Raw genomic sequence first — 23,975 nt, forward strand, 5'->3', positions numbered from 1 at the left:
GGACCGACGCGAGGGCCCACGCACCACCCGCGCCGGGCGTGCCGTTGCGCGGTGGGGAGCTCCGGTGGAAGGCTGGAGTCAGACACCGGCTCGGGGAGCACCCGGATCCTGACGGACCGGGAACGGGTGGCGCCAGTGCCCCGTTCGGACGGCCCGGCGCGGGCCGCGTCGGGAACGGGCCCGTCCCCACCCCCTGGAGGTACCCGTGAACAGCGCCGACGGTTGGGGAGACGACGTCTACCAGCCCGACGCGTCCGAGATTCAGGACGACGCCGGACTGCTCGACGCGGAGGACACCCTGGAGAACGACGGCGTCGCCGACCCGCTCGACCGGGGCTGGTCGCCTCCGGAGCGGCCGTGGGCCGTGGAGCACCACGGCGTGACGGCGGCCGAGCGCCATGAGGGCGAGACGCTCGACCAGCGGCTCGCCGAGGAGCTTCCGGATCCTGCCGCCTCCGACGGCGACGGGCTCGGTGATTCGCCGGGCACCGACGGGGAACTCCTGGACAACGAGGTCGGCGCCGAACGCTCCGGCCGGCTCGTGGCGCCCGACGAAGGGGCGCACGAGGACGAGGAGGAGGCCTTGGTCGCCACGGACGTCGGCATCGACGGCGCGGCCGCCTCCGCCGAGGAGGCCGCCATGCACGTCGTCGACGAGGACACCCTGCCCGGCTGACCCCGCCCCTCCTCCCCCGCCGCAGCGCGGACCCGAGTCGCCCGAGGAGCATTCATGCAGCAGGACAAGCACCCCGACTACCGTGCGGTCGTCTTCCGCGACCGTGCCGCCGGTTACGCCTTCCTCACACGGTCCACCGCGACCAGCGACCAGACCATCGAGTGGGACGACGGCGAGACCTACCCGGTGGTGGATGTGGAGATCTCCTCGGAGAGCCACCCGTTCTACACGGGCAAGGCCCGCACCGTGGACACGGAAGGTCGCGTGGCCCGCTTCGAGCGCCGCTACGGCGGTGAAGGCAGCGGCTGACCCCCGGGCGGGGCGGACCGTCAGATCACGTTGAGCGCCGCCGCGCAGCCCACGCCACCCAGCAGCATGAACACGGGCATCAGCACCTTCAGCTCCACCCAGCTGCCCGCGCGGAACCGCATCATCTTGGGCGGGCCGATCGGGTACCAGCGCTTGCGGCCCACCGGTATGGGCCACAGGATCGGGCAACCGGAGACGGTCAGCGCGTCCCCGATGTCGTGCACCAGCGCTCCCAGCACGATCGGCAGCCCCAGCCACAGGTACTCCTGGCCCGGCGCGGTGAACAGCCAGTCGGAGCCGTTGCCCGGCTGGTCCAGGACGCCGGCGATGATCCAGGCACTGGCTGCCGCCAGCAGCCACACCAGGACGTCGCTGCTCGATCCGCGGGTCGCCCGCCACAGTAGGCCCTCGATCGCCAGCACCATGTGCACGAAGAGGATCGCCAGCACCGCCCAGCGGCCGCCCGTGATCGCCAGGGCGGCGGCGCCGCCGCCTATGAGAACAGCCCACAGCCAGGTGTGCGTCAGCGTGCGGTGTCCGCCGGAGCGGCGTGGGTCGCCCTGTTTCCTGGTGGCCTTGTAGACCGCGTAGGACAGCTTGTCGACGATCTCGCACAGCCAGCGGGACAAGGGCCCGAAGGCCCGCGAGATGGTGGCCGCCTTGTGGTCCAGGTCCGGGGCGAGCGCGGCACCGGCGCAGATCAGGGCGCCGGCCAGGAGCACCGGCCAGGGCATCGCGTGTCCGGCCGCGGCCGCGGCCGCACCGACCCCGAGCCAGGCCGCGGCGCCCGAAAGTGAGTGTGCTGGTCCCATCATCGCCGTTGCCCGCCCCATTCCTCGTTCGCCGCTGTCCGGTTGACCGGTCGCATGGACGCCCCACCGGCGACACAGCGTAGCGTTCGCGATCTTCGGACCAGTAGCCGATTCCCGCATCGGACGGGCGGAGAGGCAAGATGGGGACGTGACCCTCATCGATCAGCTGCCGCCGACCGCCGACCCCGACGCCCTCTACGAAGCCTTCGAGTCGTGGGCCCAGGAACGCGGTCTCACGCTCTATCCCCACCAGGAGGAGGCGTTGATCGAGGTGGTCTCCGGCGCGAACGTGATCGTGTCGACGCCCACCGGTTCCGGCAAGAGCATGATCGCGGCGGGCGCCCACTTCGCCGCCCTGGCGCGCGACGAGGTCACCTTCTACACCGCACCCATCAAGGCGCTGGTGTCGGAGAAGTTCTTCGAACTGTGCAAGATCTTCGGCACGGAGAACGTCGGCATGCTCACCGGCGACGCTTCCGTCAACGCCGATGCCCCGGTCATCTGCTGCACCGCCGAGGTGCTGGCGTCGATCGCGCTGCGCGACGGCAAGCACGCCGACGTGGGTCAAGTCGTGATGGACGAGTTCCACTTCTACGCGGAACCGGACCGCGGCTGGGCCTGGCAGATCCCCCTGCTGGAGCTGCCGCAGGCGCAGTTCGTGCTGATGTCGGCGACTCTCGGCGACATGTCCTTCTTCGAGAAGGACCTCGCCCGCCGCACCCGCCGCCCCACCGCCGTGGTGCGCTCGGCGTCCCGGCCGGTTCCGCTCTCCTACGAGTACCGGTACACACCGCTCACCGAGACGCTCACCGATCTGCTGGCGGCCCGGCAGGCGCCGGTCTACATCGTGCACTTCACCCAGGCGCAGGCGGTGGAGCGGGCACAGGCGCTGATGAGCATCAACATGTGCACGCGTGAGGAGAAGGAACGGATCGCCGAACTCATCGGCAACTTCCGCTTCACCACCAAGTTCGGCCGCAACCTGTCCCGTTACGTCCGGCACGGCATCGGTGTGCATCACGCCGGCATGCTTCCCAAGTACCGGCGGCTGGTGGAGAAGCTCGCGCAGGCAGGTCTGCTGAAGGTCATCTGCGGAACGGACACGCTCGGTGTGGGCGTCAACGTCCCCATCCGCACGGTGCTGTTCACGGCCCTGACCAAGTACGACGGCACTCGCGTACGGACCCTGCGGGCCCGTGAGTTCCACCAGATCGCGGGACGCGCCGGACGCGCGGGCTTCGACACCGAGGGCTTCGTGGTGGCCCAGGCCCCCGAGCACGTGGTCGAGAACGAGAAGGCCCTGGCGAAGGCCGGTGACGACCCGAAGAAGCGCCGCAAGGTCGTGCGCAAGAAGGCGCCCGAGGGATTCGTCGCCTGGAGCGAGCAGACCTTCGACAAACTCATCGGATCCGAGCCGGAGCCGCTGAGCTCCCGCTTCCGGGTCACGCACACGATGCTGCTGTCGGTGATCGCCCGGCCCGGCAACGCCTTCGAGGCGATGCGCCGGCTGCTGGAGGACAACCACGAACCGCGCAAGCAGCAGCTGCGGCACATCCGACGTGCGATCGCCATCTACCGCTCGCTGCTGGACGGCGGCATCGTCGAGAAGCTCGACCGGCCGGACGCCGAAGGCCGTGTCGTCCGGCTCACCGTGGACCTGCAGCAGGACTTCGCGCTGAACCAGCCGCTGTCCACGTTCGCGCTGGCGGCGTTCGAGCTGCTGGATCCGGAATCGCCGTCGTACGCGCTGGACATGGTGTCCGTGGTGGAGTCCACGCTGGACGATCCGCGCCAGATCCTCGCCGCCCAGCAGAACAAGGCCCGTGGCGAGGCGGTCGCCGCGATGAAGGCCGACGGGGTGGAGTACGAGGAGCGCATGGAGCGCCTCCAGGACGTCACCTACCCGAAGCCACTGGAGGAGCTCCTCTTCCACGCGTACAACACCTACCGCAAGAGCCATCCCTGGGTCGGTGACCACCCGCTGTCGCCGAAGTCCGTGATCCGGGACATGTACGAGCGGGCGATGTCGTTCACGGAACTGGTGTCCCACTACGAGCTGGCGCGCACCGAGGGCATCGTGCTGCGCTACCTCGCCGGCGCCTACAAGGCGCTGGAGCACACCGTTCCCGACGACTTGAAGTCGGAGGACCTGGAGGATCTGATCGCCTGGCTGGGCGAGATGGTGCGCCAGGTCGACTCCAGCCTGCTGGACGAGTGGGAGCAGCTGGCCAATCCGGAGGTGATGACCGCCGAGGAGGCGCAGGAGAAGGCCGACGAGGTCAAGCCGGTCACCGCCAACGCGCGCGCCTTCCGGGTCCTGGTCCGCAACGCCATGTTCCGCCGGGTCGAGCTCGCCGCCCTCGACCAGGTGGAGGAGCTGGGCGCACTGGACGCTGACGGGGGCTGGGATGCCGGCGCCTGGGGCGAGGCGATGGACAAGTACTGGGACGAGTACGAGGAGCTGGGCACCGGTCCCGACGCCCGCGGCCCGAAGCTGCTGCTGATCGAGGAACAGCCGGAGAACCGGCTGTGGCGGGTCCGGCAGATCTTCGACGACCCGAACGGGGACCACGACTGGGGCATCAGCGCCGATGTCGACCTCACCGCCTCCGACACCGAGGGCCGTGCGGTCGTCCGTGTCACCGATGTCGGCCAGTTGTGAGCACCGGAGGATCCCACCCATGACCAATCCGGCGGAGAGCCTCGTCGCCCTGCTCGACCTGGAGCAGATCGAGGTCGACATCTTCCGTGGCCGCAGCCCGCAGGAGTCGCTGCAGCGGGTCTTCGGAGGGCAGGTGGCCGGGCAGGCGCTGGTCGCCGCCGGCCGCACCACGGAGGGCGACCGTCCCGTGCACTCGCTGCACGCGTACTTCCTGCGTCCGGGCCGACCGGGGGTGCCGATCGTGTACCAGGTCGAACGGGTGCGGGACGGCCGGTCGTTCACCACCCGCCGGGTCACCGCCGTGCAGCAGGGCCGCACGATCTTCAATCTCACCGCCTCCTTCCACAAGCCTGAACAGGGGAGTTTCGAGCACCAGCTGCCGCCGGCCCGCAAGGTCCCGGCCCCCGAGTCGCTGCCATCGGTCACCGACGAGATCCGTGAGCATCTGGGCGCGCTTCCGGAGCAGTTGGAGCGGATGGCGCGCCGGCAGCCCTTCGACATCCGCTACGTCGACCGGCTGCGCTGGGGTGCCGACGAGGTCAAGGACGCGGAGCCGCGCAGCGCGGTGTGGATGCGCGCGGTGGGCCCACTCGGCGACGATCCGCTGGTGCACACCTGCGCCCTGACCTACGCCAGTGACATGACCCTGCTGGACGCCGTGCGCATCCCGGTGGAGCCGTTGTGGGGGCCGCGCGGTTTCGACATGGCGTCGCTGGACCACGCCATGTGGTTCCATCGTCCGTTCCGCGCGGACGAGTGGTTCCTGTACGACCAGGAGTCACCGATCGCCACGGGCGGCCGGGGTCTGGCCCGCGGGCGGATCTACGACCCGGAGGGCCGGATGCTGGTGTCCGTCGTACAGGAGGGGCTCTTCCGGGCGCTGTAGATCACCGGTTTCTGCGGCGCCGGCGGGCGAGCACGCCTCCGGACCTCCGCCGGGCCGGTTCGACGGTCCGGGGCGGCCGGTGGTCCGGCCCGGGCAGCGAGGGGCGGGGCGCCTGACGGTGTTCCCGTGCCTCGTGTGTCAGCCGGGTCAGTTCGGACTGCAACCAGGCGATCTCGTCCGGGTCCTGGGCCGTCATGAGGTCCTCCGCGAGGTGGGCGGTCGGTGGGCCGGGCGCCCCAGCGGAGGGCGGTGGCTCGCGGAACCTGTTCAGATGGGACCGGTCGCAGGGGTCCGTGACGGCCTGCGCCACGTGGAGCGGGTCGAGCAGCGACGCCACGGCGCCGGCCCGTTCCCAGGGGCTGTCGGCCCGCCGGAGCAGGAAACCCAGGTGCCGGGTACGCCAGTTGCGGGGGCGCAGGTCGAGGCCGGAGTCGAGCTGGCTCCTGAGCGCTTCGGCCATGCGCCCCGTCAACAGCGGTGTGTTCTTGTCGTCGCCCCCGAACAGCCGTAGTTCTTCCGCCAGATAGAGCCAGACCACGGCGCGGTAGCGGTTCGGACAGAAACTCACGGGCACCAGCAGTCCCAGCCGCGCCAGGCGGGTGAACCGGGTCCTCGGCACCTCCAGGAGAGCTGCGCCCTCCGTGGTCCCCACGGCCCGCACGCTCCGGCGCAGCGTCTCGGGGAAGCCCGGACCGGCGCGGAGCCGCTCGATCTCGGCCCGGGCGACGCGTCGGCCTTCTCCACCGTCGCCGGGGTCCGTACGCACCCGGCCGAGATGTACGGCGAGGTCGAACTCGGTACGTTCGAGGCACAGTTCTCGCGCCGCGCGGCTCGTTGTGATCCAGGCGTCACCGTCTGCCGTGATCCGTTCGGCGCCGACGGTGCCGGTGGCGTCGTGCGTGAGGACGTGGTGTCCGGGCATGCTCGTTTCCCCCGTGGAGTGTGCGCGGCCGGCGCCGGGTGCGCCCGCTCCGAAAAACCGTAGCCGCTCCGTCACACTCCGTGGCGAGCCTGTGGACAACTCCGTATGAGGGCGCGAAACCCCATGTCAGAGGTCTGTGCCGGGTTCCGGTCGGCGGGCGTCCACGTCCAGATGTTCGCCGACTCGGTTGACCAGCAGCGTCATCTCGTAGGCGATGTGGCCGATGTCCGCCTCGGCGCCGCTGAGCACGCACAGACAACTGCCGGTGCCGGCGGCCGTGACGAAGAGGACCGCGTCGTCGAACTCGATCATCGTCTGGCGTACCCCGCCCGCGCCGAAGTGCCGTCCCGAGCCCTTGGCGAGGCTGTGCAGTCCGGACGAGACGGCGGCGAGGTGCTCCGCGTCCTCACGGCGCAGCCCCGTGCTCGCACCCGTCACCAGCCCGTCGTTGGACAGGACCAGCGCGTGCCGTACGTGTTCGACGCGTTGGGTCAGGTCGTCCAGCAGCCAGTCGAGTCCGTGGTTCTGCCCCATGTCGTGATTCTCCCCCTGATCTTCCCCGTGGTCTGCCCCGTGTGCCGTCCCCTCCGTTCGGGAGGGTCCCCGCCGCCAGCCTTCCCCACGACCGGGCGCCGGGCAAGGAGGATGGAAGCCATGGGACACAAGATGACCGACCAAGAGTGGCGGGAGTTCGTCTCGTACGGCACCCGCACCGCCAAGCTGTCCACCGTCCGTGCCGACGGCAGCCCGCATGTGGCCCCGATCTGGTTCCTGGTCGACGGGGACGAGGTGGTGTTCAACACCGGAGAGCGGACCGTGAAGGGACGCAACCTGGCACGAGACGGGCGGGTCGCCCTCTGCGTGGACGACGACCGGCCCCCCTTCGGGTTCGTGGTGCTGCAGGGCCGGGCGCGGCTTTCGCAGGATCCCGAGGAGCTCCGGCGCTGGGCCACCCGGATCGGCGCGCGGTACATGGGCGAGGACCGCGCCGAGGAGTTCGGGGCACGCAATGCCGTGCCCGGCGAACTCCTCGTGCGGGTCGTGATCGAGAAAGTCGTGGCGGAAGGGGACGTCGCGGGGTGACACGACCGCGGGGCGGCGGCTCCCGCGGTCATCCCACTGAGCCGGGCAGCCGGACGGTGTGGATCCGTCCGGCGTACTCGACGAGCCGGATCAGCACCTCCTTGCCCGAGTCGCGCTCGCGTGCGTCGCACAGCAGGACGGGCGTTCCGGAGTCCAGGTCGAGTGCACGGCAGACGTTCCGCGTGTCGTGGCGCCGGGTTCCCGCGAAGCAGAGTGCCGGCCGCGATCGGCAGGGCAGGGGTGTGCCAAGGGACCGGAGAGTCGGTGGTACGGGGGCGGCCGCCGGTGACGCAACCGCGCCGCGCCAGGTCGCAGAGATCACCCGGCCCCCGCCGACGGACAGGCCGGTCCGCGCTGCGGGTTCGGCGACCGACCGTGCCGTGGTCCAGGTGTCCCATGGCCCCGGGACACTGGAGGGGGCGGGCGCGTGAAGGAAGCGCGTTTCGCAAGCGGCTGGAGCCTGACGCGGTGGTGCACCGGAACGACCGCGTCACGTCCGGACGGGCACACAGCAGTGTCGCTCGTCCCGGTGAGGGATCATGCGGAGCATGAGCGACGACCACACACACGTCCAGGAGTTCTTCACCGCGCGTGCCGCCGACTGGGACCGCCGTTTCCCCGACGACGGCCCGGCCTACGCCGCCGCCGTCGCCGAACTCGGGCTGCGGCAGGGCGACCGGGTGCTCGACGCCGGCTGCGGCACCGGGCGTGCCCTGCCTCCGCTGCGGGCGGCGGTGGGGCCCTCGGGCGTGGTCCTCGGCGCCGATCTGACCCCGGCCATGCTGCGGGCGGCGGCACGGGCCGGACGGGACCGCGACGGGGCGCTGCTGCTGACCGACGTCGCCGCGCTGCCGCTGCGCTCCTCCTCGCTGGACGCCGTGTTCGCGGCGGGGCTGATCGCGCATCTGCCCGACCCGGCCGGGAACCTCCGGGAGATCGCGCGGGTGGTGCGGCCCGGTGGTGTGCTGGCACTGTTCCATCCGGTCGGACGGGCGGCACTCGCCACGCGACAGGGCCGCACGATCACACCGGACGACCTCCGCGCGGAGCCGAATCTCCGCGCCCTGCTGACGCGTTCGGGCTGGCACATGGCGTCGTACACCGACGAGGACACCCGATTCCTGGCGCTGGCCGTGCGCCCGGACTGAACCTCCGCCGTACGTCCGGCGGTCAGTCCGGGTGCCGTACCGGACAGCCCCGCAGCCCCGGTACGGGGGTGGTGCCCAGGTCCGCCAGCCGGTAGCCGTCCGGGTAGCTCTTGATCTCCCGGTTCTGCCGGGCGAAGTGCGGGGCCCGGCGGGGCGGCAGCAGGCGCACGGCCCGGCCCCGCAGCCGTACCGCGCGACGCACCCACGCGCGCGTGGCCGCGCTCGGAGGGGTGTAGCGGAAGGCGCGCAGAAGGGGTTCGTCGAGCAGGGCGAGCGTGGCGGTGCGCAGCACGGGGGCGAGCGGGCGCGGGTACCAGGAGGCCATGAGGTCGAGGGTGGCGTCCGAGACCCGGCGCGCCCCCTCGTCCCAGTCGAAGTGGGCCTCCTCGTAGGCGTCCAGGCAGCTTTCGAACTCCTCGTAGGACCGGGGGATGTCCTTGATGCCCATGTGCCGGCCCAGGGTCTGGTAATGGACGGCACTGGCCGTGATTTCGTGCCGGGACAGCCTGCGCCATCCGTAGGCGTCGATCCATCGCCTGGGCATCACCACGAACGTGCACAGGACGTACCGCATGTCGTCGTCGGGGATGTCGTAGGCGTGATGCATCCGGTTGATACGGCGGATCGCGGTCCGGCCCTGGTCACTGCCGAAGCCGTGTTCGACGATGGCGTCCAGGAGGAGCGAGGTGTCGTCGTAGCGTTTCTGGGACCGGTCGGTGAGTTCCTGAGTTTCCGCGAGCAGCCGGCCGATCCGGGGGACGGCGTAGGTGCGGTAGAGGGCCAGTTCCAGGGACCGGGTGAAGTCCCAGGGGAACTCGTAGGCCGAGCTGAGCCGGTAGATCTCCGTGGCCTCCCGGCGGGGATCCATTCGCCGGATCCGTTCCAGTCGTTCGAAGCGCCGCACCGTGCCGCCCCCTTCTGCCGTCGACGCTGCAACTCTACGTTGAGTAGTGGGAGATGAACGGTCGGCGAGCACGACTGCGCAGACCGGGCGTCCGGACCGGTGCAGCGTCCTCACCGCCTGTCCTGTCCGAGGCGGACTCCGCCTGTGCCTCGGTGTGGGCGGAGGCCGATCGGGACCGGATCGGCGAGGCGGCCGTCTGGGTGTCGTCGCAGGCGCTGCCGTGCGGGGTGGACGAGTCGGCGTGCCGTGCGGTCGTCGCGCTCGTCGGGGAGCGCGACGCGTTCCCGGGAGCGGTCGCACGGGCGCCGCTGGGGCTTCCGGCCGTCCGGGCATCCTCGCCGGCGCGTGGGCGATTCGCCCTGTCCGGCCGGAAACCTGCAGCTCCGGGAGCGGCTGGGGGGTCGTGACAAGGGGCTCGGGGTCGGCATAGGGTGCGCGCCGATGGACGAACCGATGGGGAGGCTGGGATGGCCGGGACGGACGAGGAAGCCGTCGCCGCCGCGGACGACGCGCTCTATGTGCTGACGGCGGCGCTGCTCACGCCGGCGAAGTTCCCGAGCGTGCTGGGCGACGACTATCCGGAGGCGTGCGCGGCGCTCGGCCTTCCGCCTCTCGCGGACGGGTACGGGCTGGTGCTCGGTCAGGATGCCGAGGGTGCCCGGTGGACCGTCGTCGTCGACGACGTCTCGCTGGTCGCCGTCGCGATCGCTTCCTGGGACTGCGGCATGGAGCACGATCTGTCGCCGGACGAGCGCACGGTCGTCACCGCGCTGGCGGGATGGCCCCTCGCGGTCGCCGTCGCGGCGCCGAACGTGCCGGCGCCGCACGATCCCGGCCCCGACGCCGCGGACGGTCCCGCACTGACGCCGCCGGACGCCGGTGTATGGGGCCCGGCCCAGCGCCGTCTGGGTGCCGACGAGATCGCGCTCCAGTGGGCGACCTGGCGGGAGCAGGTCGACGACACGGCGTTCCCGGCACCGGACGGCTCGGCGGAGGCGCCAAAGGGCCCGGAGGACACCATGGAGGGCAGCCGGAGGGACGAGGAGGGCGAGGAGCACCGGGAGAGCGGGAGCCGGGAGGCGCCGCCGGGCGGGCACGGCGGGATCCGGCGGGTCCTGGCCGAAGCGCGCGCCTATGTCGACTCGCCGCCGCCGCTCGGCCGCGTCCGCTCGTCGTTCGCTCCGGGCGGTGCGCGCACGCTGCGCGCCGACGGCCCCGGCTGGTCGCTGGTGGCCAGGACGGACGACATCGCGTTCGTGCTGCTCGACGACGAACCCGGTGAGGTTCTCCCGGTGGGCCGGGGACCGGAGCTGCCGGGCTTGCTCGAAGCACTCGACCGGATGGCCGTACGGCCGCTCTGAGCAGGCGCGGCCTTCGGCAGGGGCACGGGTATCGGACGTCAGCGTGTGCTGCGGCCCCACGTACGGGCGCCGTTCCGTATGGCCCCGCCCTATCGAGGACCGCGAGGTCGGACCCTCACCATGGGGCAGTTCCACGATCAACCCCCTGCCCCGTTCCGCTGTCCGTCCTTTCGGAGGCCGTCATGCGCCCCTCCCGTGGCGTTCCGTTGCTCGCCGCCGTCCTCGCCGCGGCCGCCCTCACCGCCCCGACTCCGGCCGGTGCGGCCGGGGACGGCCAGTGCGCGCGCCACAAGCGGGTGCCCGTACCTGGCGCGGCACATCAGCGCAGTGCCTGTCTGGCCGATCTGACCACCGCGGGTCTGGCCGGTACCCCGTACACCGACATGGCCGACCAGGCGGGGCTGACCGCCGCGGCCACCCGGTCGCCGTCCCACGTGCCCGGAGTGCAGATCGACGGCTACTTCCCGGACTCCTCCCGCTTCAACAACACCCATGGCTGGGCGCACGACGCGCAGTTCGTGATCCGGCTGCCCGACCGCTGGAACGGCGGGCTGGTGGTCACCGGCGCGCCCGGCAACCGCAAGCAGTACGCGACCGACAAGGCGATCTCCGACCAGGTACTGGCGCGGGGGTACGCCTATGCGGCAACCGACAAGGGCAACAGCGGTGCCGACTTCTACCGGGACGGCAGGCGGCCCGGTGACGCGGTCGCCGAGTGGAACACGCGGACCACGCAGCTGACCCGGGCGGCGCGACGCGCCGTGGCGCAGCATTATGGGCACGCCCCGAGCCACACGTACATGACCGGTGTCTCCAACGGCGGCTACCTCACCCGCTGGCAGCTGGAGAACCACCCGGAACTGTACGACGGCGGGGTGGACTGGGAGGGCACGCTGTGGTCCGGCGGGGGGCGCCAGCCGCTGGCCTCCCTGCCGGTGGCGGTGGCCAGGATGTCCGGCAAGGCGACCGACGACGACATGTACGCGGCGGGCTTCGCACGCGGGTCCGAGTTCCTGTGGCCGTACCACGAGAAGGCGTACTGGGGCATCACGCAGAAGATCTACCGCGCCGAGTTCGACCCGGCCTACGACCCGGGCTGCCCCGGATCCTCCGCGGGGTCGACGCCGGAGCGGATCCTCGCGCCCTGCCCCTCGGACGCCGTCTACGACTACGCCTCGCGACCCGCCTCCGTGCACCGTGCCGTGAACCGCGTGGCGCTCACCGGGCGGATCGGCCGCCCCATGATCACCCTGCACGGCGATCTGGACGCACTGCTGCCCAAGGCCGTCGACTCCGATGTGTACGACGGCATGATCGAGTCGAGCGGCCGGGGTCAGCTGCACCGCTACTACACGGTGCAGGACGGCACACACGTCGACGGTCTGTACGACACCTATCCGGACCGGCTGCGGCCGATCCTGCCCTGTTACCGCTCGGCGTTCGACGCCCTGGTCGCGTGGGTGGAGCGCGGAGTCGCACCGCCCGCGGACGGGACGATCGACAGGCCCGCGGACGGCGATGTGGTCAACTCCTGCGCGCTGGGCGCCGGTGGGACGATGACCCGGTAGGGCCTCAGCGGCCCAGTTCCTTTCGCGAAGCGCGGCGCAGCCTGCGCCGCTGCGCGGGGTCGAGGGCGAGATAGGCGGCGGCCGGGACTCCCAGGATTATGAGCAGTGCGGCCCACCAGGGCAGCCAGAAGAGCAGGATGAGTCCGGCCGCCACACCCCCCGCGGCGATCTTGGCGTTCTTCGACATGAGTGTCGCCTCCTTCGCGGCCACTGCCGCTCTCTGTCGTGAGAACGGGCCCGCTCTTCCGACGGTTCCGGATCGCAACCCTGAGATGCCCCTGAGATGCGACCCCTAAGGTCTTGCGAGGCCAAGGCCTCCCGGGTCCGCCGGGTCTCCAGGCCCGCCGGTCTCCCGAGCGGGAAGCCCACGACGCACTCCGCGGTGACGCGGCTCACAGCTCAGTCATACCCGTCTTGCGCCGTTCATGCTGTACCCTCGGCGACTCCGGCTTCACTAGTCAAGTTTGAGGACTCCCGTCATCGCTGCGCAGACGACTCCCCCGGCATCCGCCTCCGCACTCGCGGAACCGGCCGGCTGCCCCACGGTGTTCGTACCGGGTGATCCGGCCCGTACCGGCCGGATCGCCTTCTGGCGGCCCGATGGTTCGGCTCCCTCGTCCGTTGACCGGGCGTCGGCCGGACGCGTCGACCGTCATGTTGCCCGCCGCCGAGGGCCGAGGCGGTGCGGGTGCCGGCCACCTGCTGCCGGTGTGCGCCGCGCTCCCGGTCGTCGCACGGGCCCGGCCCTGCGCCGTGGGACACCGGGCCGCCCTTTTATGGGGCGCCACATGCCTGCACGCCCTAGAACTCGTGGCACGCGGCCTCCTGCCGCCCGGCCTACCCCCGGACGGCCACGACGCCTGGCGCGTCGGCCCGCCGGAGGCGGCGGACCTCGACCCGATCCGCCGGCTCGCCGCGGCCGTGCCGCCCGAGGCGCAGCCCGCGGCACTCGCCGCCACCCTGCGGGACCACCGGGCCCGCGGCCTGAACCGGCATCACCGACCCACCGCGTCACACAACCGGATCACGGCGACCACCAGTGTCCGCATTATGGAATGCGAGCCAGCCCCGACGCGGACTGCGAGCTACCACGAACCTTTCCCGTGGATTGACCGGCTTTCCGCGCACGGGAATACATCACCGGCATTCCAGGGAATCGACAGAATGCATGAAGGTGAAACGCCGGAATGCATGACAGGAAGTGCGCTCAGCCGCAAGGACATAAACGCAGCAAGTAAGTCAAGACTTACCTTTAGGGGAGCTTTGGCCGTATGGTGCGGCTCGAGACGAAGGAGTCCCTTGTTGTCAAACAAAAACAATTCCGCCGAGCGTGCGGTTGCGTCGGAGCAAGGTTATGTGTCCTCGTTGTATGAGCTGCTCTCCGAGCGCCTTTCCGAGGCGCGGGCGAACCGGGCGAGTGTGCTGAAGACCCCGGCGGACGGCGCCGGTGAGGCGTACGAGAGAGAGATCGCCGCCGACCGCCTGACCAAGGAGATCGGCCGGCTGGAGGGTGCCGAGAAGGGGCTGGTCTTCGGGCGCATCGACTGGACGGACGGCATGGCCCTGCGCATCGGGCGGATCGGACTGCACACGGAGGAGGACGAACTGCCGCTGCTCGTGGACTGGCGCGCGAACGCGGCGCGGCCCTTCTACGAGGCCACACCGGTCCACCCGATGGATCTGCGGCGGCGTCGGCACCTGCGCCTGGAGGAGCGCACGGTCGTCTCGGTGAGCGACGAACTGCTCGACGGGACCGCTCCGACAGACGAGGACGTCGTGGGGGACGGCCCGTTGGCCGAGGCCCTGTCGGCACGGCGTACGGGCAGGATGCACTCGGCCGTCGCGACACTGCAGGCCGAGCAGGACGAGATCGTCCGCTCCGCCCACCGCGGGGTGACCGTGGTGCAGGGCGGGCCCGGCACCGGCAAGACGGTGGTCGCCCTGCACCGGGCGGCCTACGTCCTGTACGCGTTCCCGCGCGCCGCGGAGGAAGGCGTCCTCGTGGTGGGCCCCAACGCCCGTTTCCTCAACTACATCTCCCAGGTCCTTCCCTCGCTCGGGGAGAACGACGTCGAACTGGCGACCTGCCGGGAACTGGCCGGAGTGTCCACGGACGCGGTGGACCCGTTCGACACGGCGCGCCTCAAGGGCGGCCTGGACCTCGCCGACGCCCTGGCCGGCCTGCTGCGGGACCACCAGGCCCCCGCCGGTGACTTCACCGTCCGGGTCGGACAGGAACTGGTCCACCTGTCCGAGAAGGAGGTCGCCACCGCACGCGATGCCGCCCTGGCGGCCGCATCCGGCCACAACCCCGCGCGCCAGGTGTTCAAGGAACTCCTGGTCGACGCCGTCACCGAGGCGATGCAACGGGACATGGGCGACCTCCTGGAGCAGATCGACGCCGATGCCGAGCAGATGACAGGCCTTGACCTCGACCGGTTCACGGGGGTGGCCCAGTTCCGTGCCGAGGGCGCCGCCGACCCGGGGCCGGTCCACGAGCTGGACCTGGAAGCCATCGGGGCCGATCTCCTCGACGACGCCGGTGTCGACCGGGCGGTCGAGGCGCTGTGGCCGAGGCTGGTACCCGGCGACCTCGTGAAGGCACTGCTGACGGATGCCGACGCCCTGGCCGAGCGCCTGCCGACCCTGACCCCGCAGGAGCGGTCCCTTCTCCTGCGTGGCCCGGACGCCCCGTGGACCGATGCGGACGTGCCGTTGCTGGACGAGGCTGCGAGCCTGGTCGACGGCCCCCCTGAGCGGACGTACGGGCACGTCGTCGTCGACGAGGCGCAGGAACTGACCGCCATGCAGTGGCGGATGATCGTCCGCCGCTGCCCGGCAAAGGCGATGACGCTCGTGGGCGACTTCGCCCAGGCAGGCCCAGTCGCGACGGCACGCGACTGGAAGGAAGCCCTGAGCCCGCATGTCGGGACGCGGTTCAGACTGCACGACCTGACGGTCAGTTACCGCACCACGCAGGAGATCCTGGAGAACGTCCGGGACCTGCACGCGCGGATCGCTCCGGACCAGCGGCCCACACGGTCACTGCGCAGCGGTGAGAGCCCGCGCACCGTGACCACACATGGGGACGGGTTGGTCACCGCCGTCGTGGAGGAACTGCGCGCCCAGAGCACCGCGCAGCCGGACGAACTCCTGGGAGTGATCTGCGCGGACACCCGGGTGAGCCAGTTGACGGCTCACGGCATCGCCGGTCACGCACGCATCGTGCCCGCGTCCGAAGCACGTGGCCTCGAGTTCGACGGGGTCGTCGTCCTGAACCCCGAGGAGATCATCACGGCCCGCCCCGGCGGGGAGAGGGACCTGTACGTGGCCCTGACCCGGGCCACCAAGCGCCTGTGCACCATCACCACCCAGCCCGCATGATGGCGCGGCGCCCGCGTGGTCGCCGCGGGCGCACAAGTGCCCCAGCGCGCCGTCGACGTACGCACTCGTGCGGCCCTGGCCTCCCTGCTCAGCCTGATGTCCCGCCTTCCGGCGTGCGTCGTCCGACGAGGGAGCCGGCTACCGGGTCCCGGTCCCCGCAGACTGAGACCGGCGGAGTCCGCGACCTGTGCTACCCGTCCGAGGGGTTCGCTGCAGCAGCACCAGGTGGCAGGCGTCATTACACCGCGTCTCCGCCGTGTGCCCCGAAAACGTCGCCGATTACCCGTACCGGCACAGCGCTGATTCGATCCGGTAATCCGGCGGGGCGAAGACCGGACGCCCTCCCGCATGTCAAAAGTCGGCACCAACGAAACCCGAATCTGTCCTTCAACCGGGCGAGGCGGCGCTCACCGAACTGACAGACGCCGAGCCTGCGGATCCGGTCGCACTGCGACGGGGGCCGCGATGAACGCGTACCACGGTGACATGGCCGGCACGGAACGCATCTTCGCCGCGCTGCCGCCCGCGCAGGGCCGGGGTTTCGCGCAGAGCTGATGGGGCCCGGGCATGGTCGGCGGCGTGGGGTGCACGGCTGCGGACGACGGTCAGCTCAAGGCGGGCCGCAGGCCGGCCCGTGCGGGAGCGGGCGGGGTAGTGGGACGCTGGTGGCCTTACCGGAAGGAGCGCGGCCGCTGGGTCCCGGCGGGTCGCCCCGCCCAGGATCCGGATCCGGCACCGCGCTCGCCTCGGCGCTGCGTAACGGCGTGGAGTGACCGCCCGCCGTCCGCGTCAGGGCAGTTCGACCTCGCCCAGGGACGGCAGCAGCGACTCCAGCCCGCTCGGCAGGTTGCTGGGCAGCCCGCTCGGCAGCTCCGTGGGGAAGCCGGACGGCAACTCGGTGGGAAGGCCGGAGGGGAGCTCCGTCGGGAAGCCCGAGGGCAGCTCGGTGGGGAGTCCGGAAGGCAGCTCGGTGGGGAGCCCACCGGTCTCCGTGCTGCTCTCTCCGGGCACCCTGTCCGGCGGGTCGTCGCCCTCCGAGGCCAGGAACACGATGAGGGAGACGGCCGCAAGGGCCACGATCACGGCGAGCAGGACCAGCAGGAGTCTGCGTCCCAGGGGGCGGCGTCCCGGGCCACCGCCATCGTCTCCGGGCGGCGAGGGCGTGCCCCCGTACGACGGCGGACCGAAGCCGCCGCCCGGAGGCGGTGCGTCGCCCGGCGGGCCGGGCGGCTGCTGAGGCGGTACGGGTGGCGTGGCCATACGCACCATGGTCGCCGCGGACCCGGTGCCGGCGCGAGGGCGCCGCGCGGGCAGCCGCTACGTGTTCGGGCTCCGACGTGATCGGTGCTGGCGCACTCCGCGCGGGGAGCACACAGCGCGCGGCACCCGGCGGGCGTGGCACAGCGCAGCGGCACCTGGTGGGCGTGGCGCAAACCCACGGCACCGGCGGGCGGGCCAGGGCGGTCGGACCGGACGAGCGCATGCACAGAGCGGGCGCACGCCGGGCGGGCGCACGCGAGGGGCGGACACTCACCGGGCGGGCGCACGCCGGGCGGGCCCACGCGAGGTGTGGCTCTCGGGCGTCCGGCGGGCGAGGGCGGTGGACCGGCCCTGCGTGGGGGGACACGGCCGCGCCCCTCGCATACGCGAGCGTGCCCGCCCCGGCACCGAGCGGGGCGCGGCCGACCCCGACTGGCCGGGGACGGCCGCGCCCCGCGGTGAGGGCTCAGCCCCGGGCACCCAGCAGGTGGTCCATCGCCAGCTGGTCCAGGTGCTCGAAGGCCATACCCCGCGCGGCGGCCGCGTCGGGGTCGAAGTCCTCGAAGGCGGACCGGTCGCCGAGCAGGGCCTGGAGGCCGTCGGCCGCCGTCGGCTGGGCGAGCTGGTCCAGACGGGCCGCGCGCAGCGCCTCCTGCACCTCCGGGTCCGCGCGGAAGGCCGCCGCGCGCTCCTTCAGCATCAGGTAGTTGCGCATGCAGCCGGCCGCCGAGGCCCACACGCCGTCGAAGTCCTCGGTCCGCGGCGGCTTGAAGTCGAAGTGCCGCGGGCCCTCGTACCCGGCCGTCTCCAGCAGGTCCACCAGCCAGAACGCGGCACGCAGATCACCCGCGCCGAAGCGGAGGTCCTGGTCGTACTTGATGCCGGACTGGCCGTTGAGGTCGATGTGGAACAGTTTGCCCGCCCACAGCGCCTGCGCGATGCCGTGCGGGAAGTTGAGGCCGGCCATCTGCTCGTGCCCCACCTCGGGGTTCACGCCGTACAGCTCCGGCCGCTCGAGTCGCTCGATGAACGCCAGGGCGTGACCGATCGTGGGCAGCAGGATGTCGCCGCGCGGCTCGTTCGGCTTGGGCTCGATGGCGAAGCGGATGTCGTAGCCCTGGGAGGTGACGTACTCGCCGAGCAGGTCGAAGGCCTCCTTCATGCGGTCGAGGGCGACCCGGACGTCCTTGGCGGCGCCGGACTCGGCGCCCTCACGGCCGCCCCAGGCGACGTAGGTCTGCGCACCGAGCTCGACCGCGAGGTCGATGTTGCGGATGGTCTTGCGCAGCGCGTAGCGGCGCACCTCGCGGTCGTTGGCGGTGAAGCCGCCGTCCTTGAACACCGGGTGGGTGAACAGGTTGGTGGTGGCCATCGGCACCTTCATGCCGGTGTCGTCCAGCGCCTGCCGGAACCGCTTGATGTGCTCCTCGCGCTCGCTGTCGCTCGAGCCGAAGGGGATGAGGTCGTCGTCGTGGAAGGTCACGCCGTGGGCGCCCAGCTCGGCCAGGCGCCGGACCGACTCGGCCGGGTCGAGGGCGCTCCGCGTGGCATCGCCGAAGGGGTCCCGTCCCTGCCAGCCGACGGTCCACAGTCCGAAGGTGAACTTGTCCTCGGGGGTGGGCTGGTAGTTCATGCCGCGGCTCCTTGCTGCTGAGACTATTTCGTCATGGCGGTTTACAAATTAGTATGCAGGAACAGTTCTGGGAAGAGACACACCCCGCCGGAGCGCGGAAGAGGGAGAGACCGATGTCAGCAGCCGAGGGTCCGCTCGTCGTCGGCGTGGACACATCCACCCAGTCCACCAAGGCCCTGGTCGTCGACGTGGCGACCGGCAGGGTCGTCGCGAGCGGCCAGGCCCCGCACACGGTGACCTCGGGGGCGGGCCGGGAGAGTGATCCCCGCCAGTGGTGGGACGCCCTGTCCGAGGCCCTGCGCCAGTGCGGCGAGGCGGCGCACGAGGCCGCCGCCGTGTCCATCGGCGGGCAGCAGCACGGCCTGGTGACGCTGGACGAGCAGGGTGAGCCGGTCCGTCCGGCGCTGCTGTGGAACGACGTCCGTTCCGCGCCGCAGGCCCGCCGGCTGGTCGAGGAGCTGGGCGGCGCGAAGTTCTGGGCGGAGCGCACCGGAAGTGTGCCCGCCGCCTCCTTCACGGTCACCAAGTGGGCGTGGCTGGCGGAGCACGAGCCGGACGCGGTACGCGCCACCCGGGCGGTCCGGCTCCCCCACGACTACCTCACCGAGCGGCTCACGGGTGAGGGCACGACCGACCGCGGCGACGCCTCCGGCACCGGATGGTGGGCGTCCGGGACGGAGGCGTACGACGAGGAGATCCTCGCGCGGGTGGGCCTCGACCCGGCGCTGCTGCCGCGCGTGGTGCGGCCCGGCGAGGTGGCCGGGACCGTGCGCGACAGCCACGACCTGCCGTTCTCCAGGGGCACCCTGGTGGCCTGCGGCACCGGTGACAACGCCGCCGCCGCGCTGGGCCTCGGCGTGCGTCCCGGCACGCCGGTGATGAGCCTCGGCACCTCGGGCACCGTGTACGCCGTGTCCCGGCACAGGCAGGCCGACCCGACCGGCACGGTGGCGGGCTTCGCCGACGCGCGCGGCGACTGGCTGCCGCTGGCCTGCACCCTCAACTGCACGCTCGCCGTCGACCGCGTCGCGGCCCTGCTGGGCCTGGACCGCGAGGCCGTCGAGCCCGGCCGCGGCGTGACCCTGCTGCCCTTCCTGGACGGCGAGCGCACCCCGAACCTCCCCCACTCCTCCGGCCTGCTGCACGGCCTGCGGCACGACACCACCGGGGGCCAGCTGCTCCAGGCCGCCTACGACGGCGCCGTGTACTCCCTGCTGGCCGCACTCGACCTGGTCCTCGACGAGGACGCCGACCCGTCGGCGCCCCTGCTGCTGATCGGCGGTGGCGCCCGGGGCGCGGCCTGGCAGCAGACCGTACGGCGGCTGTCGGGGCGGCCCGTGCAGGTGCCGGGAGCGAGGGAACTGGTCGCGCTCGGTGCGGCGGCGCAGGCGGCCGGGCTGCTCACCGGGGAGGACCCGGCCGCTGTCGCGCGGCGGTGGAACACGGCGGCGGGACCGGTACTGGACGCGGTGGAGCGGGACGAGGAGACCCTCTCCAGGCTGGCCGGGGTACTCTCCGACGCGGCCCCGCTGCTGGACCGCGCCACGGCCACCGACTGACGCCGCCCGCCGGTCCGGCGCCGACTGGCGGCGTCCACCTGCCGGTCGGTGCCTGCCGGTCCGTGCCTGCCGGTCCGTGCCTGCCGGTCGGTGGCGGGTCGACGGGCAGGCACAGGCCCGCCGGACCGTCCGACCCGCACCGACCTCGCGGACAGCGATCAGCGAGTGCGGCCGACCGGCACCGACCCGCAGGCCCGGACCGACCGCCCGCGGTGACCGACAGCACACCGACGACCGCAGAGACCGAGGAACGACGGAGGAATGAGCGCACCGCTGCACACGCCCCGGCCCGCCGGGCCGGGGCACGCACTGCCCGACACCCAGCAGGGCATGCGCCGCCGCAACCTCTCACGGGTGATGCACACCGTGAGCGCCGAGGGGCCGCTGTCCCGGGCCGCCGTCGCCTCACGCATCGGCCTGACCCGTGCGGCGGTGTCCACGCTGGTCGACGAGCTCATCCGCTCGGGCCTGCTGGAGGAACTGGGACCCGAACGGCCCGGACGCGTGGGCCGTCCCGGTTCGGCACTGGCCGTCAGCGGGAACGGCCCCGCGGGGATCGGCGCCGAGGTCGGCGTCGACCATCTCGCGGTCTGCGCGGTCGACCTGCGCGGACGGGTCCGGGCCCGGACGGTACGGCACGTCCCGAACCGGGACCGCTCCGCCGAGCCCGTGCTCGGGGAACTCACCGAGCTGGTCCACCGGGTCGTCGCCGAGGCGGAGGGCGAGGGACTCTGGCCGGCGGGTCTGGCCGTCGCCGTACCCGGTCTGGTGGCCCGTGACGCCCGGACCGTGGTGCGCGCCCCGAACCTCGGCTGGCTCGACACGGATCTCGGTGATCTGCTCCCCGCGCGGTTCCCTCTCACCGTGGCCAACGAGGCCAACTTCGGTGCGCTGGCGGAGCTGTGGCTCGGAGAGGACACCCCGCGCGACTTCCTCCATGTGTCCGCCGAGATCGGTATCGGTGCCGCGGTCGTGGTGGACGGACGGCTGCTGCACGGAAACCGCGGCTTCGCCGGCGAGCTGGGTCATGTACCGGTGTGGCCCGACGGACCGGCGTGCGCCTGCGGCGGACGGGGCTGCCTGGAGCAGTACGCCGGTGAGGAGGCGGTGCTGCGCGCTGCCGGGCTGGAGCCGGGCGAGGACCGGGTCGGTCTCCTCTCCGGCCGCGCCGTGCAGGGCGACGCCGGGGTACGACGCGCCCTGCACGACGCGGGGACCGCGCTCGGGATCGCCCTGACCGGGGCGGTGAATCTGCTGGACCCTGAGAGTGTGGTGCTGGGCGGGGCCCTGTCCGGGCTCGCGCCCTGGCTGCTGCCCTCCCTGCGGTCCGAACTGGCCCGGCGTACCGCCGGACCGGCCTGCCCCGTCTCCGTGTCCGCGCTGGGCCCCGAAGGCCCGCTGCTGGGCGCGGCACACTCGGTGGTCCGGGGGATCCTGGACGACCCGGCAGCCGTGGCCGAACAAGGCTGACGAAGGCCCCGGAACGCCTCGTCACCCCGGCGCGGCCAGCACCGAACCCGCCTGACGCACGCCGCCCGAGGCCACCTCGTCAGGCCGGTGCCAGCCGCTCCTCGAGCTCCGCGCGGTCGGTCACGAACCACACCTGGCCGCCGCGGTTCGCCTCACCCACGAAGTCGCGCAGGGCGTCGCTCCCTTCACGTGGGAGGCGATGTCGCCGACGATCACCAGACGGATGCGGTAGTTGACGAACTTCTGCACCACGTCCCCGGCGACGCCCGTGCGCAGGGCGAAGAACGTGTCGGCCACCCGCTCCACCGGGACGGCCACCACCTCCGCGTGACAGCCCATGGCGTCGCCGATCAGATCGAGGGCGGTGTCGCCACCGCTCAGCTTCGGTCCGTCCTCGCCGCAGACGAGAACGGTGACGCCGTGCGAGGTCACGAGATCGTTGGCTGCCATGGCCTGATCGTATGCCAGGGCTCCCCGGGGCTTCTCCGGCTCCGCCGCCTCACCGCTCGATGGCGCATGGCCCAACCCCTGGTTGCCGGACGTTGAGCAGGCAACTATGGGGGCATGACACCGGTTCACCGAGCCATGGAGCGACTACTCACCTGGCCCGACCTCTCGGCCTGTCCGGCCGGATGCGGTACGGGGCAGGCGCTCCGTACCGTCCGTGACGAGATCGTCCACTTCCATTCCGCGCGGGACGTGGATCTCCACCTCACCCACCGCGCGATCCAGCGTTTCCGCTACGACCTGGGTGGATCGAGTGCGATCCAGCTGGTCCCGGACTCCTGCTGGGTGACGGTGCATCTGGACTGCGCCACGGACGTGGACCTGCTGCTGACTCTGGTGAGTGTGGCCCTCAAGGCACACCATGACCGGCCCCCGTCCGCGCTGCCGGCGGCGACCGGGTGCAACTACCACCGCGTCACGGTGCTGCCGCGCGACAGGGCGGCCGGGCGCTGAGCCGGGGCCGACGGCGTGGCCTCACGGCCGCAGACTGCCGACGATGTCGGCGGTCGCCGTGAGGCCACTGTGAATGGTGGGCGCGATGCTGGTGCTGGCCAGGTAGAACCCGAGCAGCAGGCAGACCAGCGCGTGGGAGACCTTCAGCCCGCTGTTGCGCAGGAAGATCACCGCAAGGACCGAGAGCAGCAGCACCACAGAGATGGAAATGGCCATCGTCAACCTCCTCCGCCACATCCGTTTCGCGGCGTTCGGCCGCAAGTGTGGCGTAGCGGAGGGTTCGTCAGGGCTGCTGACCTGTCCGCCGAACGTGTGGTGTCACGCCCTCCGGTAGGCGTCGAGGAAGGATTGCAGCCCTGCCAGGTCGTCGGTGTTGAGGTGGTCCACGTCCGCCGCCACCAGTTCGCCCCACAGCGCGTCGCGGGCGGGACCCGGCAGGTCCGGGGTGGCCCAGAAGCGCACCCGCTGCCCGCGCGTGTGCGCGGTGCGCACGATGGCGCGCAGTTTCCGGCGTTCGGCGGAGGGGAAGGTGCCGGCACCCTGCCAGGTGAAGTTGAGCGTCCAGTTGTCGCTGATCAGCGGGACGAAGGAGGCCGGTGCGGAGGTGCCGAGGTCGGTGAGCCGGCCGTCGTAGAACGCATGGCGTACCCGCTGGGCCGCCATGGGCGCGCGGGCGGCACGGTCACCGGAGATGACGACGGTGACGGGGCCGGGCAGCACCCTGCCGTGCGCGCAGGTGGTGAACAGGTGCCGACGGCGGCGCAGACGGCGGTCGAGTGCGCGGTAGGTGGACGCCCCCTCGGTCTTGATGTCGATCAGTAGCTGGAGCGGCCTGCGGTGTCCGCGGTACACCGCACCGTGGTTCTCCCGGACCCGGGCGGCGAGCGGGTCGAGGTACAGGGCTTCCAGGGTGCGGGACCGGTCGAGGTCCTCGGGGTCGTGGGCGACCAGGAGTTGGCCGTCGACGAGGAAGATGTCCGCCTCGACGCTGCCGAACCGGTGGTCGAGGGCGTCGAGGAGGGGACGCGGGTGTTCGTAGTCGTTGTGGGCGTGGGCACGCCACAACGGGCGCGGACGGTGCCTCTGTTCGCCTGCCAGCGCCTGGGTCGCGGGGAGGGTGGCGCTGCCGGCGAGGGCGGCGCCGAGGGTGGTGAGGGCTCTGCGGCGGGTGGTGAGGGCCATGCTCTGCCTCCCTGGAAGTGCCGTACGGGTCCCCCGCGAGTATGGGGTCCCGGCATGCCCAAGGAGCAGTGGTGTGTTGGGAGTTGACCGGCACGCCGTCGTACGTTCACCTCAGTGGTGGGGGGGGGGGGGGGGGGGGGGGGGGGGGGCGGGGGGGGGGGGGGGGGGGGGGGGGGTGGGGGGGGAGGGGAGGGGA

General features: G+C 72.0%; 21 protein-coding genes and 2 pseudogenes. 12 read left to right on the plus strand and 11 right to left on the minus strand.

Going from position 1 to position 23,975, the window contains the following annotated elements; translation table 11 throughout:
* Positions 1-205: 205 nt before the first annotated feature.
* Positions 206-676 carry a DUF5709 domain-containing protein gene (locus tag ACZ5C2_RS22545; protein WP_468793703.1) on the plus strand — a complete coding sequence of 157 codons (471 nt, stop codon included), beginning with the start codon at positions 206-208 and terminating at the stop codon, positions 674-676.
* Positions 677-730: 54 nt separating this feature from the next.
* Positions 731-985: a type B 50S ribosomal protein L31 gene (locus tag ACZ5C2_RS22550; protein WP_468793706.1), complete on the plus strand. Its 255-nt coding sequence runs from the start codon at positions 731-733 to the stop codon at positions 983-985.
* Positions 986-1,005: 20 nt separating this feature from the next.
* Here the strand turns inward: ACZ5C2_RS22550 and ACZ5C2_RS22555 are convergent, their stop codons facing one another.
* Positions 1,006-1,800, minus strand: coding sequence for a metal-dependent hydrolase (locus ACZ5C2_RS22555; protein WP_468793709.1), 795 nt, complete (start codon positions 1,798-1,800; stop codon positions 1,006-1,008).
* Positions 1,801-1,945: 145 nt separating this feature from the next.
* On the opposite strand from ACZ5C2_RS22555, the gene ACZ5C2_RS22560 reads away from it, so the two are divergent.
* On the plus strand, positions 1,946-4,459 hold the full coding sequence (locus ACZ5C2_RS22560; protein ID WP_468793712.1) for a DEAD/DEAH box helicase: 2,514 nt from the start codon (positions 1,946-1,948) through the stop codon (positions 4,457-4,459).
* A 19-nt stretch (positions 4,460-4,478) separates the two neighbouring features.
* Positions 4,479-5,345, plus strand: coding sequence for an acyl-CoA thioesterase (locus ACZ5C2_RS22565; protein WP_468793715.1), 867 nt, complete (start codon positions 4,479-4,481; stop codon positions 5,343-5,345).
* A gap of 1 nt (position 5,346) precedes the next feature.
* Here the strand turns inward: ACZ5C2_RS22565 and ACZ5C2_RS22570 are convergent, their stop codons facing one another.
* Positions 5,347-6,267, minus strand: coding sequence for a DUF6397 family protein (locus tag ACZ5C2_RS22570; RefSeq protein ID WP_468793718.1), 921 nt, complete (start codon positions 6,265-6,267; stop codon positions 5,347-5,349).
* Positions 6,268-6,393: 126 nt separating this feature from the next.
* Positions 6,394-6,801 carry a roadblock/LC7 domain-containing protein gene (locus ACZ5C2_RS22575; protein ID WP_468793722.1) on the minus strand — a complete coding sequence of 136 codons (408 nt, stop codon included), beginning with the start codon at positions 6,799-6,801 and terminating at the stop codon, positions 6,394-6,396.
* Between the two features lie 120 nt (positions 6,802-6,921).
* Between ACZ5C2_RS22575 and ACZ5C2_RS22580 the strand changes: the two genes are divergently transcribed.
* Complete coding sequence (locus ACZ5C2_RS22580; protein WP_468793725.1) at positions 6,922-7,350, plus strand: PPOX class F420-dependent oxidoreductase; 429 nt, start codon at positions 6,922-6,924, stop codon at positions 7,348-7,350.
* Positions 7,351-7,378: 28 nt separating this feature from the next.
* On the opposite strand, the pseudogene ACZ5C2_RS22585 reads toward ACZ5C2_RS22580, so the two are convergent.
* Positions 7,379-7,561, minus strand: a pseudogene (locus ACZ5C2_RS22585) (ATP-binding protein); the annotation flags it as partial.
* Between the two features lie 337 nt (positions 7,562-7,898).
* On the opposite strand from ACZ5C2_RS22585, the gene ACZ5C2_RS22590 reads away from it, so the two are divergent.
* Positions 7,899-8,498 carry a class I SAM-dependent methyltransferase gene (locus ACZ5C2_RS22590; protein ID WP_468793728.1) on the plus strand — a complete coding sequence of 200 codons (600 nt, stop codon included), beginning with the start codon at positions 7,899-7,901 and terminating at the stop codon, positions 8,496-8,498.
* A 22-nt stretch (positions 8,499-8,520) separates the two neighbouring features.
* Here ACZ5C2_RS22590 and ACZ5C2_RS22595 read toward each other — a convergent pair whose 3' ends face one another.
* Positions 8,521-9,402 (minus strand): oxygenase MpaB family protein, encoded by an 882-nt coding sequence (locus tag ACZ5C2_RS22595; RefSeq protein WP_468793731.1) that lies wholly within the window; start codon positions 9,400-9,402, stop codon positions 8,521-8,523.
* A 467-nt stretch (positions 9,403-9,869) separates the two neighbouring features.
* Here ACZ5C2_RS22595 and ACZ5C2_RS22600 point away from each other — a divergent pair, with 467 nt between their 5' ends.
* Positions 9,870-10,763: a hypothetical protein gene (locus ACZ5C2_RS22600; RefSeq protein ID WP_468793734.1), complete on the plus strand. Its 894-nt coding sequence runs from the start codon at positions 9,870-9,872 to the stop codon at positions 10,761-10,763.
* Positions 10,764-10,945: 182 nt separating this feature from the next.
* Entirely contained in the window at positions 10,946-12,331 is a 1,386-nt protein-coding gene (locus tag ACZ5C2_RS22605) for a tannase/feruloyl esterase family alpha/beta hydrolase (protein WP_468793737.1), read from the plus strand.
* Positions 12,332-12,335: 4 nt separating this feature from the next.
* Here the strand turns inward: ACZ5C2_RS22605 and ACZ5C2_RS22610 are convergent, their stop codons facing one another.
* Complete coding sequence (locus tag ACZ5C2_RS22610) at positions 12,336-12,518, minus strand: hypothetical protein (protein ID WP_468793740.1); 183 nt, start codon at positions 12,516-12,518, stop codon at positions 12,336-12,338.
* A gap of 1,169 nt (positions 12,519-13,687) precedes the next feature.
* Between ACZ5C2_RS22610 and ACZ5C2_RS22615 the strand changes: the two genes are divergently transcribed.
* Entirely contained in the window at positions 13,688-15,715 is a 2,028-nt protein-coding gene (locus ACZ5C2_RS22615; RefSeq protein ID WP_468793743.1) for a HelD family protein, read from the plus strand.
* 789 nt (positions 15,716-16,504) lie between these two features.
* Here ACZ5C2_RS22615 and ACZ5C2_RS22620 read toward each other — a convergent pair.
* Together ACZ5C2_RS22620 and xylA are read right to left on the minus strand one after the other, a co-directional pair.
* The gene (locus ACZ5C2_RS22620; protein WP_468793746.1) at positions 16,505-16,975 is read right to left on the minus strand and encodes a hypothetical protein; all 471 of its coding nucleotides are present in this window, start codon (positions 16,973-16,975) and stop codon (positions 16,505-16,507) included.
* Between the two features lie 466 nt (positions 16,976-17,441).
* Positions 17,442-18,608, minus strand: coding sequence for a xylose isomerase (gene xylA / locus ACZ5C2_RS22625; protein WP_468793749.1), 1,167 nt, complete (start codon positions 18,606-18,608; stop codon positions 17,442-17,444).
* Positions 18,609-18,721: 113 nt separating this feature from the next.
* Here xylA and xylB point away from each other — a divergent pair, with 113 nt between their 5' ends.
* Entirely contained in the window at positions 18,722-20,167 is a 1,446-nt protein-coding gene (gene xylB / locus ACZ5C2_RS22630; protein WP_468793753.1) for a xylulokinase, read from the plus strand.
* 261 nt (positions 20,168-20,428) lie between these two features.
* Positions 20,429-21,637: an ROK family protein gene (locus tag ACZ5C2_RS22635; protein WP_468793755.1), complete on the plus strand. Its 1,209-nt coding sequence runs from the start codon at positions 20,429-20,431 to the stop codon at positions 21,635-21,637.
* 79 nt (positions 21,638-21,716) lie between these two features.
* Here the strand turns inward: ACZ5C2_RS22635 and ACZ5C2_RS22640 are convergent.
* A pseudogene (locus ACZ5C2_RS22640) lies at positions 21,717-22,087 on the minus strand (DUF4180 domain-containing protein).
* A 114-nt stretch (positions 22,088-22,201) separates the two neighbouring features.
* On the opposite strand from ACZ5C2_RS22640, the gene ACZ5C2_RS22645 reads away from it, so the two are divergent.
* Positions 22,202-22,597, plus strand: a complete 396-nt coding sequence (locus tag ACZ5C2_RS22645; protein ID WP_468793758.1) for a luciferase domain-containing protein — start codon at positions 22,202-22,204, stop codon at positions 22,595-22,597.
* Positions 22,598-22,618: 21 nt separating this feature from the next.
* On the opposite strand, the gene ACZ5C2_RS22650 is transcribed toward ACZ5C2_RS22645, so the two are convergent.
* On the minus strand, positions 22,619-22,813 hold the full coding sequence (locus ACZ5C2_RS22650) for a hypothetical protein (RefSeq protein WP_468458865.1): 195 nt from the start codon (positions 22,811-22,813) through the stop codon (positions 22,619-22,621).
* Between the two features lie 102 nt (positions 22,814-22,915).
* Positions 22,916-23,779 carry a phosphatidylinositol-specific phospholipase C/glycerophosphodiester phosphodiesterase family protein gene (locus ACZ5C2_RS22655; RefSeq protein WP_468793762.1) on the minus strand — a complete coding sequence of 288 codons (864 nt, stop codon included), beginning with the start codon at positions 23,777-23,779 and terminating at the stop codon, positions 22,916-22,918.
* Positions 23,780-23,975 lie beyond the last annotated feature (196 nt).

The sequence above is a fragment of the Streptomyces sp. NPDC031365 genome (genome assembly GCF_055569765.1).

What these genes read in the sequence shown, in the direction of transcription:
- ACZ5C2_RS22580 (WP_468793725.1), top strand. Translation starts at nt 6,922, where the DNA reads ATGGGACACAAGATGACCGACCAAGAGTGGCGGGAGTTCGTCTCGTAC.
- ACZ5C2_RS22565 (WP_468793715.1), top strand. Translation starts at nt 4,479, where the DNA reads ATGACCAATCCGGCGGAGAGCCTCGTCGCCCTGCTCGACCTGGAGCAG.
- ACZ5C2_RS22570 (WP_468793718.1), bottom strand. Translation starts at nt 6,267, where the DNA reads ATGCCCGGACACCACGTCCTCACGCACGACGCCACCGGCACCGTCGGC.
- ACZ5C2_RS22650 (WP_468458865.1), bottom strand. Translation starts at nt 22,813, where the DNA reads ATGGCCATTTCCATCTCTGTGGTGCTGCTGCTCTCGGTCCTTGCGGTG.
- ACZ5C2_RS22550 (WP_468793706.1), top strand. Translation starts at nt 731, where the DNA reads ATGCAGCAGGACAAGCACCCCGACTACCGTGCGGTCGTCTTCCGCGAC.
- ACZ5C2_RS22575 (WP_468793722.1), bottom strand. Translation starts at nt 6,801, where the DNA reads ATGGGGCAGAACCACGGACTCGACTGGCTGCTGGACGACCTGACCCAA.
- ACZ5C2_RS22605 (WP_468793737.1), top strand. Translation starts at nt 10,946, where the DNA reads ATGCGCCCCTCCCGTGGCGTTCCGTTGCTCGCCGCCGTCCTCGCCGCG.
- ACZ5C2_RS22590 (WP_468793728.1), top strand. Translation starts at nt 7,899, where the DNA reads ATGAGCGACGACCACACACACGTCCAGGAGTTCTTCACCGCGCGTGCC.
- xylB (WP_468793753.1), top strand. Translation starts at nt 18,722, where the DNA reads ATGTCAGCAGCCGAGGGTCCGCTCGTCGTCGGCGTGGACACATCCACC.
- ACZ5C2_RS22645 (WP_468793758.1), top strand. Translation starts at nt 22,202, where the DNA reads ATGACACCGGTTCACCGAGCCATGGAGCGACTACTCACCTGGCCCGAC.
- ACZ5C2_RS22555 (WP_468793709.1), bottom strand. Translation starts at nt 1,800, where the DNA reads ATGATGGGACCAGCACACTCACTTTCGGGCGCCGCGGCCTGGCTCGGG.
- ACZ5C2_RS22655 (WP_468793762.1), bottom strand. Translation starts at nt 23,779, where the DNA reads ATGGCCCTCACCACCCGCCGCAGAGCCCTCACCACCCTCGGCGCCGCC.
- ACZ5C2_RS22620 (WP_468793746.1), bottom strand. Translation starts at nt 16,975, where the DNA reads ATGGCCACGCCACCCGTACCGCCTCAGCAGCCGCCCGGCCCGCCGGGC.
- ACZ5C2_RS22610 (WP_468793740.1), bottom strand. Translation starts at nt 12,518, where the DNA reads ATGTCGAAGAACGCCAAGATCGCCGCGGGGGGTGTGGCGGCCGGACTC.
- xylA (WP_468793749.1), bottom strand. Translation starts at nt 18,608, where the DNA reads ATGAACTACCAGCCCACCCCCGAGGACAAGTTCACCTTCGGACTGTGG.
- ACZ5C2_RS22600 (WP_468793734.1), top strand. Translation starts at nt 9,870, where the DNA reads ATGGCCGGGACGGACGAGGAAGCCGTCGCCGCCGCGGACGACGCGCTC.
- ACZ5C2_RS22635 (WP_468793755.1), top strand. Translation starts at nt 20,429, where the DNA reads ATGAGCGCACCGCTGCACACGCCCCGGCCCGCCGGGCCGGGGCACGCA.